Origin of the sequence: Paenarthrobacter sp. TYUT067 (genome assembly GCF_023656375.1) — a bacterium.
Classification (GTDB): domain Bacteria; phylum Actinomycetota; class Actinomycetes; order Actinomycetales; family Micrococcaceae; genus Arthrobacter.
Genome location: NZ_JAMOIT010000023.1, coordinates 59,964 through 77,286, shown reverse-complemented (window position 1 = coordinate 77,286; position 17,323 = coordinate 59,964). Strand labels below are relative to the sequence as shown.

Annotated in this window: 14 protein-coding genes and 1 pseudogene; 6 read left to right on the top strand and 9 right to left on the bottom strand. The window is 61.8% G+C overall.

What is annotated here, in order from left to right; genetic code table 11:
- Window positions 1-33: 33 nt before the first annotated feature.
- The 8 genes from MOD31_RS18800 to MOD31_RS18765 all read right to left on the bottom strand — a co-directional run bounded on the left by MOD31_RS18800 (window position 34) and on the right by MOD31_RS18765 (window position 9,671).
- Window positions 34-1,062, bottom strand: coding sequence for a LacI family DNA-binding transcriptional regulator (locus tag MOD31_RS18800; RefSeq protein ID WP_250821377.1), 1,029 nt, complete (start codon window positions 1,060-1,062; stop codon window positions 34-36).
- A 2-nt stretch (window positions 1,063-1,064) separates the two neighbouring features.
- A complete protein-coding gene (locus tag MOD31_RS18795) occupies window positions 1,065-2,276 on the bottom strand; it encodes a Gfo/Idh/MocA family protein (protein ID WP_250821376.1) in 1,212 nt (403 codons plus the stop codon).
- Window positions 2,277-2,314: 38 nt separating this feature from the next.
- Window positions 2,315-3,103 (bottom strand): HpcH/HpaI aldolase/citrate lyase family protein, encoded by a 789-nt coding sequence (locus MOD31_RS18790; protein WP_250821375.1) that lies wholly within the window; start codon window positions 3,101-3,103, stop codon window positions 2,315-2,317.
- Entirely contained in the window at window positions 3,100-5,049 is a 1,950-nt protein-coding gene (iolD, locus tag MOD31_RS18785) for a 3D-(3,5/4)-trihydroxycyclohexane-1,2-dione acylhydrolase (decyclizing) (protein WP_250821374.1), read from the bottom strand. Before iolD ends, MOD31_RS18790 begins: the two co-directional genes overlap by 4 nt.
- Before the next feature lie 24 nt (window positions 5,050-5,073).
- Window positions 5,074-6,504 carry an aldehyde dehydrogenase family protein gene (locus tag MOD31_RS18780; RefSeq protein ID WP_250821373.1) on the bottom strand — a complete coding sequence of 477 codons (1,431 nt, stop codon included), beginning with the start codon at window positions 6,502-6,504 and terminating at the stop codon, window positions 5,074-5,076.
- Between the two features lie 120 nt (window positions 6,505-6,624).
- Window positions 6,625-7,554, bottom strand: a complete 930-nt coding sequence (locus tag MOD31_RS18775) for an ATP-binding cassette domain-containing protein (protein WP_250821372.1) — start codon at window positions 7,552-7,554, stop codon at window positions 6,625-6,627.
- A gap of 15 nt (window positions 7,555-7,569) precedes the next feature.
- Complete coding sequence (locus tag MOD31_RS18770; RefSeq protein WP_250821371.1) at window positions 7,570-8,619, bottom strand: ABC transporter permease; 1,050 nt, start codon at window positions 8,617-8,619, stop codon at window positions 7,570-7,572.
- 53 nt (window positions 8,620-8,672) lie between these two features.
- A complete protein-coding gene (locus MOD31_RS18765) occupies window positions 8,673-9,671 on the bottom strand; it encodes a substrate-binding domain-containing protein (protein ID WP_250821370.1) in 999 nt (332 codons plus the stop codon).
- 245 nt (window positions 9,672-9,916) lie between these two features.
- Here MOD31_RS18765 and MOD31_RS18760 point away from each other — a divergent pair, with 245 nt between their 5' ends.
- The 4 genes and pseudogenes from MOD31_RS18760 to MOD31_RS18745 form a co-directional block, all read left to right on the top strand.
- A complete protein-coding gene (locus MOD31_RS18760) occupies window positions 9,917-10,786 on the top strand; it encodes a sugar phosphate isomerase/epimerase (RefSeq protein WP_250821369.1) in 870 nt (289 codons plus the stop codon).
- Window positions 10,787-10,842: 56 nt separating this feature from the next.
- A complete protein-coding gene (locus MOD31_RS18755; protein WP_250821368.1) occupies window positions 10,843-11,085 on the top strand; it encodes a hypothetical protein in 243 nt (80 codons plus the stop codon).
- 349 nt (window positions 11,086-11,434) lie between these two features.
- Window positions 11,435-12,211: a hypothetical protein gene (locus MOD31_RS18750; protein WP_250821367.1), complete on the top strand. Its 777-nt coding sequence runs from the start codon at window positions 11,435-11,437 to the stop codon at window positions 12,209-12,211.
- A gap of 268 nt (window positions 12,212-12,479) precedes the next feature.
- Window positions 12,480-12,717, top strand: a pseudogene (locus MOD31_RS18745) (nucleoside deaminase); the annotation flags it as partial.
- A gap of 931 nt (window positions 12,718-13,648) precedes the next feature.
- On the opposite strand, the gene MOD31_RS18740 reads toward MOD31_RS18745, so the two are convergent.
- Entirely contained in the window at window positions 13,649-13,888 is a 240-nt protein-coding gene (locus tag MOD31_RS18740) for a hypothetical protein (protein WP_250821366.1), read from the bottom strand.
- Window positions 13,889-13,904: 16 nt separating this feature from the next.
- On the opposite strand from MOD31_RS18740, the gene MOD31_RS18735 reads away from it, so the two are divergent.
- Both MOD31_RS18735 and MOD31_RS18730 read left to right on the top strand, forming a co-directional pair.
- On the top strand, window positions 13,905-15,227 hold the full coding sequence (locus tag MOD31_RS18735; RefSeq protein ID WP_250821365.1) for a DUF262 domain-containing protein: 1,323 nt from the start codon (window positions 13,905-13,907) through the stop codon (window positions 15,225-15,227).
- Window positions 15,227-17,224, top strand: coding sequence for a DUF262 domain-containing protein (locus MOD31_RS18730; RefSeq protein ID WP_250821364.1), 1,998 nt, complete (start codon window positions 15,227-15,229; stop codon window positions 17,222-17,224). The genes MOD31_RS18735 and MOD31_RS18730 overlap by 1 nt, the downstream gene beginning before the upstream one ends.
- The last annotated feature ends 99 nt before the right edge of the window (window positions 17,225-17,323 follow it).

Genomic DNA, 17,323 nt, shown 5'->3' with positions numbered 1-17,323 from the left:
GCCCTCGGGGTAACAGCGTGAGTGGGGTGTGGGTCAGAGACCGAGCAGGCTGGACGTGCGGATAACCAGCTGGGGGACGATGGACTGGTGGACGAATCCACCGCCAAAGTCGTGGTCCTGGATGCGCTGCAGGAGCGTCTTCGCCCCGGCGACGCCGATCGTCGAACTGTCAGGATCGACGGTCGTCAGCCCGAGCCTGGGCATGGCGCCGAGGGAAATGTTGTCGTAACCGGTGATAGCGACCTGAACGCCGCGTTCATCGGCCGCCGTCATTGCGCCCAAGGCTGCCAGATCGTTGATGCACGCCAGAGCAGTGGGACGTAGCCGGCCGGACGCTCCGAGTGCCCGCTGAGCTGCAACGTAGCCGGATTCCTGCGAGAAGTCGGCATCGACAACGTGGATGTTCCGTGCGAGTCCGTGGCTTTCCATCGCCGCGGTGTATCCGCTCACGCGCGCGGTCCCGACCGAGCCGCCGAGTCCGCCCAGATGCGCGATCCGTTCATGGCCCTGGTCGATGAGATGGTCCACGACCATGGTCATGCCGGACGCGTCGTCACTCCGGACTACATCGGCTGTGTCGATGTAGTCCGGACCCCCTCCGGCGAACACAACTGCCCCTCCCGAGACAACGCGGCTGAACGGCGCTTTGTCCGGGACTGTGCCAATCACCAGCAGACCGGCGACCCGCAGATCGCGGAAGGCCTGGAGGATGGACTGGTCCACTCCCCCGCCAGATGACGCCGACGCCGTGACCGCACTGAAGAGCACGGTGTGGCCGGCCTCTTCAAGCACCGGCCGGGCGGCGTCGACGACATCAAAGGCCCAGGGGTTGTGCAGGTCACTGACCAGCACGCCGATGGTCCCGTTGGTGCGGGTGGAGAGCGACCTGGCGGCCATGTTGAGCTCGTAGCCCAGCTCCTCGACAACTTCCAGCACCCGCTGGCGGCGTTCGGCGCTGACCCGGGGAGAGTCACGCAGCACGAGTGAAACCAAGGACTTTGATACGCCGGCACGTTCGGCCACGTCCAAGATCGTTGGCCGCCGGGCAGATGCTGTCGCCATGGCTAGATCCGCGCCGCAGTGGTGCCGTGGATTTCCTCGATCTTCTGCCACTGTCCGGACAGTGAGGAAACTTCAGCGGCGCTGACGATCGCGGCAGCAGAGGCAGCATCGTGGATGTTGGAATTTTCCTGGACGCCTCCTGCGACGGCGACGAGGAACTTCTTCGCTTCAATGACCTTCAGGTCATCGAAGCCCATGCTGTTGCCGGGCCCTGGCTGGAAGCGGGCGTAGTCGCCGTAACGGGGGCTGGCGTTGACCGTGGTGTAGCCCTGTTCCTCGTTGCTGCGCCCGAGGCAGACCTTGAGTTCGTTCATGCGCTCAAAGTCCCATTTGAGTGAACCTTCGGTTCCGTAGACTTCGATCTGGTAGCCGCATTCGGGGCCCACAGCGACGCGGGAGGATTCGATGGTGCCGACGGCTCCTGCGCCGCGGGCGGACGGGCCGAAGCGGACCAACGCGGCGGCGTAGTCCTCATTTTCGACCTCTCCCATTTCCCCGTTTTCGATCACTGCGAAGTGTGTCGCCGACCCCATGGCGAGCTTGGGCCTCTGCGTGTAGACAGTGCTGGTGAGTGCAGTGACTTCGGCGATGGGTCCGACTACATATTGGCACAGGTCGGTGGCGTGGCTGAAGAGGTCGGCCAAGACACCGGTGCCGGCGAGTTTCCGGTCGAAGCGCCAGGACAGGGCGCCGTTGGGCTCGGAGGCGTACCCGGAGAAGAACACGGCCCGGACGTTGGTCACCCGTCCCAGACGCCCCGAGGCGACGAGCTCGCGTGCGTGCTCCACGGCCGGGGCGTGCCGGTAGTTGTATCCGATGGTGGTCAGCACTCCGGCCTCCACCGCGGCTTCCTGCACGGCGGCTGTTTCCTCGTAGCCGCGCCCCACCGGCTTTTCGATCCAGAAGTGCTTTCCAGCTTTGGCGGCAGCGATGCCGATCTCTGCGTGGAGGAAGTTGGGTGCGCAGATGGAGACGACGTCGACGTCCGGGTGGTTCAGAACGTCGTGGTAATCAGCCGTTCCCTCGGCGTAGCCGAGGACGTCACGGGCGAACTGAACCCTGCTGGGTTCCGTGTCGGCGGCGATAACGAGCTTTGTCGTCAGGCCGAGTTCGGGATAAACGTACGGTACGGCCTGGTAGGCGCGCGAGTGGAGCTTTCCCATCCATCCGACGCTAATGAGGCCGACACCGATGGTACGAGATTCTAGGCTCACGTTCTTGCCTTTCTACTTGGTGAAAACTTGGTGGAAAATCAGTTACGGGCGGTTTCGAAGGCGTCCCGGAACGCAGCCGCCATGATCGTCGAGTCCGAGCCGATGGCGACGAACCGGAAGCCCTGGCGGACATACTTCGCAGCTCCCGCGCCGTCCACGGCCAGGATGCCGGCCGCCTTATTGTGCCGCTGCGCCGCTGCGACGACGCGTTCCAGGGCTTCCTGGAAGACACTGCTGTCCAGCTGCAGCGGCACGCCCAGGGCGTACGAGAGATCCAGGGGTCCGACGAAGACGACGTCGACGCCGTCCTGGGCCGCGATGTCGTCGACGGACGCTAGTGCTTCCAGGGTTTCGATCTGGATGATGCCGAGGGTTTCCTGGCCGGGTTCGGTCAGGGTCCGGCGGTCCATGCCCCAGCGGCAGGCCCGGTTGTAGGTGGCCACGCCGCGGTCCCCGTGGGGCGGATACAGCATGTGCCGGACAGATTCTGCGGCCTGTTCGACAGTGTTCAGCCGGGGAACCATGATCCCTGCGGCCCCCTGGTCCAGGACCCGGCCGATGCGGATGCGATCTCCGGATTCGACCCGGACGATGGTGGGGACGCCGTAGCTGCCGGCGGCAATGACGCCGTCACGGACCGCATCTTCCCCTCCGGAGCCGTGTTCGAGGTCGATCAGCACCCAGTCGGCGCCTGCCGCTGCGCAGACTTCGGCGGCCGTGGCTGATGACATTCCGACGAAGGTGCCGACGGTGGTTTCGCCCCCGGCAAGACGCCGGCGCAGCTGCCCTGAATCTAGTGGACCGTCATTCAGCGATCCGGCGCTCATCCGAACCACCGCTGGCGGCCTCGGGCCAGTTCGTAGTCGGAGCGGAGGGCCTGGACCCATTCCTGTCCGGAGACTTCCGCGGGGGCCACATCCCACCAGACGTCGCCGCCCGGCAGGTCCACGTGGGGAACGGTGGGCACCACGATCACGATGGGGCCTTCGGTGTCGCGGGTGGAGGCCAGCGCTTCCCTGACTTCCGCCGCCGTGGTGGCACGGATGGCCAGTGCACCGAGGCCTTCGGCGATCTGCCGCAGGTCGACCTTGAGGTATTCACCGTCAAGGCGGGCCTTGGGGGCGTCAGCAGTTGCTACGCTGCCTCCGGTGGTGCGGTAACGGAACTCGTTGCCGAATTCCTTGCCGGTGCGGTTCATCTGCAGCCGGTGGATGACCTGGTATCCGTGGTTTTCAGAGACGATGATAGTGACGTTGAGTCCCTCTTGGGCCGCGGTAAGGATCTCGGTGGGGGCCATCAGGAAGGTGCCGTCGCCGATGAGGGTGACGATGCGGTTGTCGTTGTTGCCTTCGGCCAGCCGGACGCCCATGCCGGCCGCGATCTCGTAGCCCATGCAGGAGAAGCCGAACTCGAGGTGGCAGTTCCGGTTCCCGGTGGCATCCCACACCTTCTGCAGATCGCCCGGGGATCCGCCTGCCGCGGCGATGACCGTGTCGCCGGAGCGTGCGTGTTCCTGCATCAGACCGATCAGTTGCGGCTGGGTGAGGACCGCTTCGGTCACCGGCGCGTGGGGGTGGTCCTCGTGGTTGTAGGGCGTGTCCGCGTCCAGCCACTGGGTCCGGATGGGTGCCCAGCGTGCTTTCTCCGTGTGGACGGTGTCCTGCCAGGCATCAGGGGTGCTGTGTCCCTCCAGTGCCTGGGCCAGGGCTTCGAGTCCGAGCCGGGCGTCGGCGAGGATTCCGGTGGCGCCCTGCTTGCGGGTGTCGGCGTCGACGATGTTCAGGGCTGCGAACTTTACGTCCTCGTTTTCGAAGATGGACTGGGAGCCGGTGGCGAAGTCGGTGAGGCGTGTTCCCACGCTGATAACGAGGTCGGCCTGCTTGACCAGGACGTTGGAGGCGAAATTGCCTTCGAGACCGACGCCGCCGACCTGCCACCATTCGTCCTTGGTGACCGCGCCTTTGCCGCCGAACGTTTCCACAACCGGAATGCCGACCTGGCCGGCCAAGTGCTCGAGGGCCGCGTGGGCGTCGGAGTAGTGGATGCCTCCGCCGGCGATGATCACCGGGCGGCGTGCCGCCCGGATCAGCTCGGCCACTTCCTTGGTTTCTGCCGGGTCCGGCAGCGGGCGGCGGATCTTCCAGTCCCGGGGGGCGAAGAAATTGACCGGGAAATCGTAGGCGTGCGATTGCACGTCCTGGGGCAGCGACAGGACCACGGCGCCGGTGTCGGTGGGGCTGGTCAGCACGCGCATGGCCTGCGGCAGGGCCGTGAGGAGCTGCTCCGGACGGGTGATGCGGTCAAAGAAGCGGGAGACGGGGCGGAAGGCGTCATTGACGGTGGCGTCCGCTTCGATGGGGTGCTCGAGCTGCTGCAGGACCGGCCCCTGGTGGCGCGTTGCATACGTGTCTCCGGGCAGGAGGAGCAGCGGAAGCCGGTTCACTGTTGCCAGTCCGGCGGCGGTGACCAGGTTCAGGGCGCCCGGGCCAATGGAGGCCGTGACGGCGAGGACGGCCTGGCGCCGGCTCGCCTTGGCGAACGCCGTCGAGATGTGGGCCATGTACTGTTCGTGGCGGCCCTGGATGAAGGGCATGGCGTCGGCGAGTTCGTCAAAGGCCTGGCCCAGGCCGGCGACGTTGCCGTGTCCGAAGATCCCCAGGGCCGCCGGAACCAGGCGGCGCCTGACGCCGTCGGTAACGGAGTGTTGGACGGACAGGTATTTGACGACCGCCTGGGCGGTGGTGAGCCTGATGGTCTGAGTATTTGTGGTCATGGCCTTATTCCAGTAGTTGGTGGGTTACCAGGGGCGTCCGTGCAGAATGACCGTTTTTTCTTCGGTCATTTCGTGCACTGCGGAACGGACGCCTTCCTTGCCGATGCCGCTGCCTTTGAGTCCTCCATAGGGCATGAGGTCGGCCCGCCAGAGGGGCGTCCAGTTGATGTGGATGTTCCCGGCGTCGATCTGCCGCATGGCCCGGATACTTCCGGCGATATCGCTGGTGAAGACTCCGGCGCCGAGGCCATAGTCGTTATCGTTGGCCATGGCGATGGCCGACTCGATGTCCGATGCTGAGGAAACGGCCACTGCGGGTCCGAATAGTTCATTGCGGCTCAGCGGAGAGCGCGGGTCGACACCTGCAATCACTGCCGGGGTAACAACGGCTCCCTGGCGGTCCCCGCCGGTGAGAACCTTGGCTCCGGAGTGCCGCGCTTCGTTGATCGAGGAGTGGACACGAGCCGCTTCCTCTTCCGAGATCAGGGACCCCAGCCGGGTGTCGGCGTCACGGGGGTTGCCGACGGCGATGGCCTCCACCTTGGGCACGAGAGCGTCCAGGAAGTCAGTCTCGATGCGGCGGTCAACGATGACCCGCTGCACTGAGATACATACCTGCCCGGCGTTGATGAAACCACCTGCGGCCACGGCACTGGAGGCAAGTTCAAGGTCAGCGTCCGGGAGGATGATCACGGGGCACGATGCTCCGAGCTCCAGGGACAGTTTCTTGACTCCGGCGATCGAGCTGATCCGGGTTCCGATGCTGGTGGACCCGGTGAAGGACACCTTCCGCACCCGGGGATCCGTGACGAGCACATCGCCCAGGGTGCTGCCAGGTCCGGTCAGCACGGACAGCGCTTCCGGCGGGAGACCTGCGTCGACGAAGCACTGGGCCAGCTTCAATGCGGTCAGCGGGGTTGCGCGGGCCGGCTTCAGCACTACGGCGTTGCCCGCGGCCAGGGCCGGCGCGATCTTGTGCAGCACCAGCAGCGCGGGGTAGTTGAACGGGGTAATGGCCACGACAATGCCGCACGGCTGCCGCAGGGTGAAGCCGATCTTGTCCAGCCCGGTGCCGGCGTTGGCGTCCAGGGGAAGAGTGGAGCCGTACAGCTGGCTTCCCTCGTAGGCGGCCAGTCGGATGATGTTTCCCGACCGGCTGGCCTCGCCGCGGGCCTCCGTGATCGGCTTCCCCGTTTCGGCACTGATGGTCTGGGCAATGTCCTCGGCACGTTCGTCAGCCAAGGCAGCTGCGCGCAGGAGGATATCCACCCGCTCGTGTGCCGGCGTGGACCTCTGCAGGTGGGCGCCGATCTCAGCGCGGTCGAGTGTTGCCTTGGCATCCTCGACCGTTGCGACGGGGACCGTGTCAATGATCCGGCCGTCAAAGGGTGACCGGACCTCCTCGGTCCTGCCGTCGGCGGCACCGCGCCAGGTTCCGGCGATTAGCATTTGCATGGTTGCTCCATCTAGGTGGCAGAACGGGCCTCAGTCTTCCCGAGGGAATTGGGGTCAACCGCTCCATGTCGAATGTGGACTGTCGCGTCCGGCTTTGCGCCGGAGCCTTGGAAAGGTGGACTAATGCCGCGCGTGTGTGCCGATGCCCTGGCGTTCTGAATCGACTTCGGCGACCTCCGCCTGGACTTCCTTGACGATGTCGCTGTGGCCGCCGAGCTGTTCGAGTTCGTGGGCGAGTTCGGCGAGTTCGGCGCCGCCGGCCATTTGGGCGGTGAGCTCGTCGAGGGTGATGTCCTTCTTGTCGTAGTAGCCGATCGACTTGCCGCGCTTGAGCAGCAGAAACCGGTCGCCGACGGGGAAGGCGTGGTGCGGGTTGTGGGTGATGAAGATGACGCCGAGGCCGCGGTCGCGGGCCTGCAGGATGTAGCGCAGGACCACGCCGGACTGCTTCACGCCCAGGGCTGCGGTGGGTTCGTCCAGGATCAGGACCTTCGCGCCGAAATACACGGCCCGGGCGATCGCGACGCACTGGCGTTCACCGCCGGAGAGCTGGCCGATGGGCTGCTCCACGTCGCGGAGGTCGATGCCCATCTCGGCGAGTTCCTTGAGCGTAATCTCCTTCATCTTCTCGACGTCCATGCTCTTGAACGGGCCAAAGCCGGACGTGAGCTCGGAGCCGAGGAAGAAGTTCCGCCAGATCGGCATGAGTGGCACGACAGCGAGGTCCTGGTAGACGGTGGCGATGCCGGCGTCCAGGGCGTCCCGGGGAGAATCGAACTTCCGTTCCTCGCCCATGATGTTCAGGACCCCGGCGTCGTGCTGGTGCAAACCGGCGATGATCTTGATCAGCGTGGACTTGCCCGCACCATTGTCGCCAAGCACGCAGGTCACACGGCCGTTGTCGACGGCCATCGTGACATCGCTCAGGGCGATGATGTTGCCGTAGTGCTTGCCGACGCCCTCGAGGGAGAGCAGGTGCACGGGGGTGTGGGTGAGGGGGTCTTTTTCGTTCTGGAGCAGTGTTTGCTGGTTGATTTCGTTGGCATTCATTTTCTCCGGCCCCTTTTACTTGAGTTCCGCGCGGCGCTTGACGATGAGGTTGACGATGGTGGCCAGCAGCAGCATCAGGCCGAGGAAGAACTTGAACCAGTCCGGGTTCCACTGGGCGTAGACGATGCCCTTGTTGGCCATGCCGAAGATGAACGCGCCGATCGCGCCGCCGATCGCCGAGCCGTAGCCGCCGGTGAGGAGGCAGCCGCCGATCACCGCGGCGATGATGTAGAGGAATTCGTTGCCTACGCCTTCACCGGACTGCACGGTGTCGAACGCGAAGAGGTTGTGCATGCCCAGGATCCAGGCGCAGAAGCCCACGCCCATGAAGAGCCCGATCTTGGTGGCCTTGACCGGGACACCCACGGCGCGGGCGGCGTTCTCGTCCCCGCCGACGGCGAAGATCCAGTTCCCGACCCGGGTCCGCATCAGCACCCAGGTGGCCACCGCGACCAGCGCAAACCAAATGAACACGGTGATTTTGACGTCAACCCCGCCGATTGTCACCGAGGACGCGAATACGGCCCGGGCCGAGGCGAAGCCTTCCATGGCCGAGATCGAGGGTGAGGAGACCGAGCCGCCGATCAAGCGGGTCAGGCCAAGGTTCAGGCCGGTCAGCATCAGGAACGTCGCCAGGGTGACGATGAAGGAGGGCAGCTTGGTCTTCATCAGGATCCAGCCGTTGATGAAGCCGATGCCCAGAGAGACCACCAGGGCCAGGAGGACACCGACCCAGACGTTCGTGCTGAAGTACCAGCTGAACATCGACGCCGTCAGCGCCGAGCTGATCACGGCGACGCCGGTGGAGAGGTCGAACTCCCCGCCGATCATCAGCAAGGACACCCCCACCGCCATGATCCCGATCGTGGAGGAACCGTACAGGATGGTCGCCAGGGCGTTGGGCTGGGTGAACGTCGGGGACACCAACGCGAAGAAGACGAAGAGGACGATGGCGCCCACCAGGGCACCGACCTCGGGACGTCCGAGAAGTTTCTGGAACGGGCTGCGCCTGGCGACGCGCTCATCGGGCGCCGCCGGCTTTGGCTTGGTCTGGGTGATGGTCATGGTGATTCTCCTTGCTGCCGGGCCGGCGTGAACCGGCCCGGCCAGCGGGCTATTTAGCGGATACCCTGCTCGGCGTACTTCAGGACATCAGCCGAGTTGCTCTTGTCGATGACGGCGGGACCGGTGTAGACCTGCTGGCCGCCGCCGACCTTGAATCCGCCCACCTTGTTCAGCCAGATGGCGTCGACGCTGCCGTAGCCCTGCAGGTACGGCTGCTGGTCCACGGTGAATTCCACGCTTCCGTCGTCGATGGCCTTGGCAAGCTCGCCGTTAAGGTCAAAGGACGCAACCTTGACCTTGCTGCCGGACTCCTTGACGGCCTTGACAATCGTCAGGGTGAACGGGGCGCCAAGGCCGACGATGGCGTCGGCATCCGGGGTGCCCTGGAGCTTCGCGCTGACCGTGGAGGCAACGGAGGTCATGTCCGCACCGTTGACGTTGAGGATCTCGGTTCCGGGGACGTTCTCCTTGACTCCGGCGCAGCGGTTCTCAAGGCCCACGTGGCCCTGCTCCTGGATCACGCAGATCGGGTGCTTGATGCCTTCGGAGGCAAGCCGCTGCCCGACAGTAACGCCGGCAAGCTTGTCGCTCTGGCCGAAGTGGGTGAAGGCACCCATCGCTTTGGACTGGTCTTCACCTGCATTGAAGCTGACAACCGGGATCCCGGCGTCTACTGCCTTCTTGACGACATCCTTGAGCGCGTCGGGCTTGGCGAGGGTGACGACAATGCCGTCAACCTTCTGGTCGATGGCCTGCTGCACCAGCTGCGCCTGGCGTCCGCCTTCTCCGTCGCCGCTGTAGAGCAGTTCGACGTTGTCCTTCTTGGCGGCCGTTTCGGCGCCCTTGCGGACGATGTCCCAAAAGGTGTCGCCCGCCGCGGCGTGCGTGATCATCGCGACCTTGAGCCGGGCAGTGTCCGCGGCCTGGCCGCCTCCCCCGCCGGCACTTGCCGTGTCTGCGGGCTTGCCTCCGCTGCTTGAACATGCCGCCAACGCCAGAAGCGGAACGACGGCGAGAGCAGTAACGCCCCGCCGCCAAGTGAAGTTTGCCACGTGAAATCTCCTTTGATTCGCGCCAATTTGGACCTTTTCGGAATGCTTCTCATGCCGTGGCACGGAGGAAAACGGAGGCCGCAGGTTAGTGAACGTCTGTGATCCACCTCTCATGATGGAACGTTCCAACAATAGAACGAGAATCTTTCCAATGTCAATGGAACGTTCCATTAATGTGTGGTTTCATTCTCATAGGGCACTGACCGCTTCCGGCGGCAGTCGCGTATTTGCTTCGAAGGAGAAGAATGACCGACACCCCTGCTCCAGAACTAGTAGCGTCCTGCTGGACGAGCGCCGGCGATGTCGCGCCGCTGCAAAGCCCCGAGACCAGTCCCGTGCACATCGCCGAGCGGCTTGAGGCCATCGCATCGACGGGATGGTCTGGTTTTGGGCTCGCCCACGACGACCTGGCCGCCGCACGCGCAACCCTGGGCTTTCCGGCCCTGCGGAGCCTCATCGACGACGCCGGCCTCCGCCACGTGGAAGTTGAGCTCCTCACGGACTGGTGGGACGAGAGCCTCACCCACCTGTGGAGGCCACAAATCGACCTCCTCCTGGAGGCCGCCGAGGCACTCGGTGCAAGGTTCATAAAGGTCGGAACGACTATCGGCGAGCCCTTGGACAACCTCGACTTTCTTGTGGAGCCTCTCCGGCGTCTGACCGCTGAAGCCGCGCTGCGCGGGACGCGCATTGCACTTGAACCAATGCCATTTTCGATGGTTGGAACAGTGCCGGCGGCTGCTGGCCTCATGCGGAAAGTGGACATGCCCGGATGCGGCCTGGTTGTTGACTACTGGCATGTATTCCGGGCCGGAACGACCCTCGACGAGTTGGCCAGCAGCCTCGACGCGAATCAAATATTCGGAGTGGAGCTCAATGACGCGGACGCGGAAATTAGGGGTTCCCTGTTCGAAGACACCCGCGACAATCGCCGCCTGTGCGGACAAGGCGACCAAGACGTAGCAGGGTTCATCAAGACAATGATCTCCATCGGGTTCAATGGTCCCTGGGGCGTGGAAATCCTCTCCGAAGAACATCGCGCCATTCCCGTCCAGAAAGCGCTCCGGGTGGCCTATGAAACATCGTTGGCCTGCTTCAGGGAATCCCAACTCTAGACCTGGGAATACCGGAAACAGCCCCAGGTTAGCGGAGTCTTGCTAGGGAGCATCCTGTGAAAAACAAGCTGTACCTACAACCAGAGTGGTTTCCGGTCATTGGCGAGATTGTCGAAATTCGACTCAATGACACAACCGTTAGAACGGGAATGGTCGACGGCGTAACTTCTGACGACCAAATCCTGTGGATGGCCGCCGACGGCGCCGAACTCCGGATGATGTTCGAACGCTCCCAGGACTATTCCGTGTGGATTGAGTACAGATGGGAAACTGCGTCCGCCGCGCCGCCACGAAGGTGACGGCTGAAGCTGAGGCGGAGCGTTAGGCAAGACAACAGCTAGTCCTGGATGACGCAAGGAGGATCCCGTCGGCTCTCGCCGACTACCAGGAGAGCCACCCCGGTTTGGCTTCTTGCTCAACCAAAAAGTGCCAGTGAGCGGGTACGCTCCCCCGCGCCGTTCATCTTGCTTTGTTTCCCACCGATAAGGGCCGAAATGTCATCTCCCAACAACGGGCCCAGCCCGGCTCCTGGTTGGGGCTAGTTCCGCTTTCAGGGCGGAGGAGCAAACCCGAGCACATGACACTGGATGTCTCAGCCTTAGCCACACCAGCGGGCTGGGCCCGCTGGTGTGGCGCTACTGTGTGGGAATGGAACCGGTTCATAAGCCCTCAGTCATCAGCCGACTGCTTCAGGAGGTGTCGTGGGAGGGCCGGAACGTGAACCGCTACCGTGACGGCGGCCGGGGCATGGAAAATGCCCTGACCGCAGAGGTTTTTCAGGGTCTGTCCAACCTCCCGCGAGACCTGTTCCTCGGGGAAATCTTGCGTTTTGCCCACGGCGCCGAGCAGACCCGATTTGCGGCAGCCAATGAGGTTGAACATGCTGACCTGGACGTGCTGCCGGGTAGTTTCCTGCTGCCTGCCCTTGATATGGATGTGCAGCCGGACGTCTGGGTGACAGGTTCTTCGGTCCAACTTCTAGTTGAGGCAAAAGGCTTCAAGAAGGGCGCCGCTTTCAATGTCGAGCAGCTTCCTCGGGAGCTGCTGTGCCTGCAGGCGCACAGTGACGACCGCGCTCCCCTGCTACAGCTGATCCTGACGACTCCCCCACCCATCAGACTGGCCGGCAAGGGCCGCCACAGAGTCGAGGCTGGCGTTGCCGTGGGTCTGGGGTCCTTGTGCGCCCGCGCTGGAATGTCTGCTGCAGACTACGAGGGTTTGCTTGCCTCAATTCCGTCCTGCGTCGCATGGATAACCTGGTCTGAGATCCACACCATCGTCATGCGACAAAAAAGCGCTTTGTCCGGTCTCCCCTCGAGCATCGCTGCATCACTCCACCGGATCGCTGACGGCGTCGCCCAGGCCATCGAGTGGCACTCCGGTGGCCCCGGAATCAAGCCATTCGACTTCGTTGATCAGCCCTAGAGCTGACCACCGCCGCATGAAACCGAAAGACTGTGACCGCCGGAGTCTGTGAGTCGCAGTGCGCAGGCCCGTAGCGGAGAGTGGCTAGCCGCATCTGATTATCACCCCTTTGGTGAGCGAGCAGGTTCAGATTGTCACCAGACCTGGTGCGCGGGGCCAGCGGGGGCCTTATGCCATCGTCGGTGTTCCCGTTCGCCAGGCCCGGTCACGTAGCCTCGGTGTTACGCCGTCAGCGGCCACCAACCTTCTTCGACGGGCGCGATTTAGACTGCACCCAGGTCCGAAACTGAACGAACCGTCAGCCTACGAGGCCGCAGAAAAGAGCCTTCGAGAGGGCGGCATCCCGATCGGTGCTGCCTTGGCCCGCGACGGGGTCGTCATTGCCAGCGGCCACAACAAGCGTGTCCAGCATGGTGATCCAATCGCCCACGGCGAGATGACTGCTGCGGGCTGCCGGACGCCAGAAGAGCTACCGGGACACAACCCGTTACAAAGGTTTCCCACCGGATCAAGGAGTCTGTCGGATCGGTCGCGGGAGCTTTAGCCGGCCACCCGGACCTGACACCGGACGCTCCACTTGCACCGCGGCGGCCCGCCGTTCCGTCATGTCGTCCTCGACCACCCAGGCAATGAACGGATGTGAAGTACGAGCCAGATAGTTGGCGCCTCCCTACGAGACATCGCCTCCCAAGTCAAAGCGTCATGTAGTGGACGCCGCAGGCACCCATGAAGAAGAAACAAAGGCCCGAACCTTCCACCACATAAGAAAGGAGGCAGCCGGTCACAGCAACCGCCACCAACAAAAAGGGCCCCCGAGGGGCCCATAGGTGAACAGATTGTGCACACGCTCAGAGGCCCTCAGGCCCCTGAACAGGGAAAACACGTGCCCGAGGTGGGACTCGAACCGGGTTCCACCCCCTGCAAACACTGGACTCCCGCCAAAACATACGGAATCCGGGCCAGTCCGGCACCGGTACGGCCCAGTCCGTGGCCCAATGTGTGGACACTGTCCACACCCCGGTTTTCCCCACCAAAGGCCTCCCCCAAACTGCCGCACCCCGCATCCACAGGGCGCGGCGCTTCTTTGCCCTGAAAAACTTGATCCTGCCGGAGAAGATCAGCCGCAGCTGCAACCGGGTCCTGCCCGCACCCGTTGCAGAGTCTCGGGCACGCCGCACGGCATGCTCAGCCTCTAGTCTCTCCATCACGACGTCACCTCCCTACAAGCCATTCATGCTCCCATCGGCGCAACGCTGCATGACCAGGCAGCGCCCCTTCAGACGCTCACCGCGGACTAACAGAGCCTAAGAAAACAACGGAACCCGGGTGTCAATTTCAGAAGTCGCCTGCACTACCTCCTTATCCATCAAGAAGTGGAACCGGAAGATTGTCAGCCCCGCAAGTGAGCAGGAGATCCGCGGCTCTCACCGCCAGCGTTCAGGCGTCCGGATCGAAGACATCCAATACGGACGTCCCTTCTAAGCTCCTTCTAAAGACGAAGAATGATTCCTGTTCGTATACGGCGTACACTCTGCCGTCGAAGCCAGATTGCTCGACGATGACGCTTTCGCCGCTTTCAGCCGTGACCCTGACGTAGGTAGCTGCGGCATCGAGCGCACAGATCTCGTTGCACCAGGTTGATGGCTGGAACCTTGTAAGCTTCCAAAAGATGTCCACGGGAAGGAGTCTGTGAGTGACCATTCACAAACACGGAGTCAGCGCGGCCTCGATCGGTGCGCTAATGGCGGAGAACCTCCAGATTCCCCATTATCAACGTCCGTACGTGTGGACACCGCCACTCGCCCTTCGCCTTGTTCTCGACATTCGTGACGCTCAGCAGGCCGCGAGCACGATTCCTGACCCCCGAACTGCTCCATACGTCTTGGGAGCGGTGATTTTGCACGAGAACGGAGAGCACTTCGATGTGGTCGACGGCCAACAACGTCTATTGACACTGCGGATGTTGCTGCGCATTCTCGAAGGCGAGAAATCGCTTTCACCCAGGTCTACGAACCGTGCGACACCCGTGACAGAGGTGTGGCGTCAGCTCAAAGACACAGTAAGGGCACTCGAGCCAGATGAGCGACAAGATCTAGCGCAGTTCATTCGAAACAATTGTCAAGTCATCCGTGTTGTTACTGATGATGTGGATGAGGCATTCCGGGTATTCGATTCTCAAAACTATCGCGGCAAGCCACTCGCACCCCATGACCTACTTAAGGCACACCACTTACGAGAAATGCGAGGTGAGAGTGACGCGCTCAAGTCTGCCACAGTAGAGGAGTGGGAATCGGCAGGCGATAAAGCATTGGATGAGATATTTTCCCTCTACTTGTATCGCATTGCAAAATGGTCCCGGGGAGAAAGTGCGCCAGGGTTCACCACAGGCGATATAAATGTCTTCAAGGGCATCGCTGCCACTGGACCGCTCTCACCGAACGCGCGCTATCATCTCACTGCACAGAGCACTATTCCTCTGATGAATATCTGGCGGCATGCAAGCACGGCGAAGGATAAGCTCGACTCCCAACGGAGCCGATTCCAGCTCGATGCACCGCAACTGGCTGGACGGCCGTTCTTTGAAATGGTTGCATTTATGATCCAAGAGCTCGACTCGCTCAAGAACCGCAATTTCCCGGCGGTCGACGGGCCCGAAACTAACATAACGCCGTCGACATTTGGAGACAAGCTCACGCAAAGTCGGTACCGCAAGGTTACTGAACTATACCTTGCGGCAATGCTCTACTTCGTAAACAAATTCTCGGATGAAGACATTGAGCTGGCAAGCACTCACCTCTTTGCCTGGTCGTTTGATCTTCGAGTCCGATACCTCCGCGTGGTGCAGACTTCGATCAATAATTCAGGGTACGGAAAAGACGGCATCGATTCTCCTTTCTCACTACTGCGCAATTCATCAGATGGACGGGTAGTGCAGACGTTAACTTCGACTGGGTCGAGGTATAACGACACTCACGAACCTGAACTTTATGCCCTCCTGAACGGAACCATGCCCTGATGCAAGACGAAGCCCTCAATCCCGAGTTGTGCACTGTCGCCGAGTTGTTTGACTCAAAGGGCACGATATACACGGTCCCGGTCTACCAGAGGAGCTACGCCTGGCGGTTGGAACAGATCGAACAGCTCATAAGCGACATTCAAGACGCCATGGATCACCACGAAGACCACTACTTCCTTGGTAATCTCATCGTTACGACGCGGAGGTCTGAGCCTGCCGAATATGAAGTCATCGATGGTCAGCAGCGCCTGACTACGTTGTACCTGCTCCTCACCTTCCTCGGGCGAGCCGACGTTGCTTCCGATCAACCATTTCGTGGCCATCTCTCTCGCCTTCGCTACGAGTCACGTCCGCGTTCCAGCGAAGCGCTCAGACGTCTCGATGGTGGCTACCCAGAAAACACCGCAAACACCGCTCCCGGGAGTCTGGAAGATGCCGGTATACACCAGGGCTTCAACATCATCCAGCAGTACATGGACCAATACATCAAAGGCGACGCGCTCACTGCTTTCAACGACTACTTGCTGAATCGTGTTCAGCTCGTGAGAGCCTCATTGCCGCAGGGCACCGATCTAAACCGCTACTTCGAGGTCATGAACACCCGTGGACAGCAATTACAACCGGTCGATATCGTGAAGGCCCGTTTGATGAGCTATCTTCCCTGCGAATCAGAGCGCGCATGCTTTGCTTGGGTTTGGGATGCGTGCGCCGAATTGGATGCCTACGTTCAAGGACCGCTCGCACGAGGGAATACGGCTCTCCGGGACAGACTCTTCGACAAGAACTGGTCATGGTTGGCTATTTCCAGTTTTGATGAGCTGCTTGAATGGTTTAACGAGATCAACACGCCTCAGTCAACTTCTCACCGGGGAGCCGCTAGCCATGCTTCATCCTTGAGTCTAGACGGCGCACTGGCCCGCTATTCCGAAACACCTGCTTCAGAGGCGGCCGACCCCTCCGATGTCGATCGATTTAGCTCGCCGATTCAATTCACTTCACTGCTCCTGCACACGCTCAAGCTGCTCGACACCCGCGCCCGTCCGGTCGAAGAAGAAGGCGGCCTGGACGACAAGCGCCTAATTACGCTCTTCAGCAATGAGTTCTCTGCAGGCCAGCCCCAGCGTGTTCGACAGTTCATCACATTACTTCTCCGAGCGCGCGTAGCGTTCGATGCCTTCATTCTGAAGCGGGAGTTCCTAGCTACCTACACGGAGGAGGGCGAATGGTCACTACGAAAGGTCGTGAAGTCCAAGAGTAGGAACACGAGCACAATCGGATACCGCAACACGTTCGCTATAAACGCAAGCGGCGACGATGACACGATTGACCGTCTAACGCGGGAACTTCTGTTACTTCAGGCGATGCTTCGTGTTACCTACACCTCACCCCGCACGATGCATTGGATAACCCTCGTGCTGCATCACGTACTTCGTTCGAAAGGACCGGAGGATGTGTCGGAGCGAGATCTCGTGTTGCTTCTCCGGTCGTACGTACGTGAGCGGGTTCGAGATGCATTTCCGATGGAAAACGAACCGTCAGGTTTCGATATTCCTCGCGTCGTTTTCGCTTACATTGATTACCTCCTCCTCGTGGAGGGAAAAGCACCAGAACTTGCTCGTGACTACATGTTTTCATTCCGAACCTCCATCGAGCATTTCTATCCACAAAGTCCGGATGAACAACAATCCGGAGGACAGGTCAGTAGGAGCAACCTGCACACCCTGGGGAATCTCGCCCTAGTAAGCGTGGGCGCAAATTCGAAGTTCAATAACAGCCTGCCATTCGCGAAAGCGACTAATTACCGGACGACGATCGAGAAGCGAAGCCCCAAGCTCCATCTCATGGCGGAGCGCACCCGACAGGTCGGTAACTGGAATGATGCCGAGGTAGAAGCGCACCATGTTGAGATAGTGACTCTGCTCCGCAAAGATCTCTTGTCTTCACCGAATACCGGACAGGCGAAGACCGGGAATGAACCTGCAAAAATTTCCCCGTGACCCCTCCCCCTCTTCGACCTAAGCTCAACCTGGCACCTCCCGGCAACCCCTGACGCAGTCTGGGCGGTCATCGCCGACGTCGACACGAGCTGGCCCGAT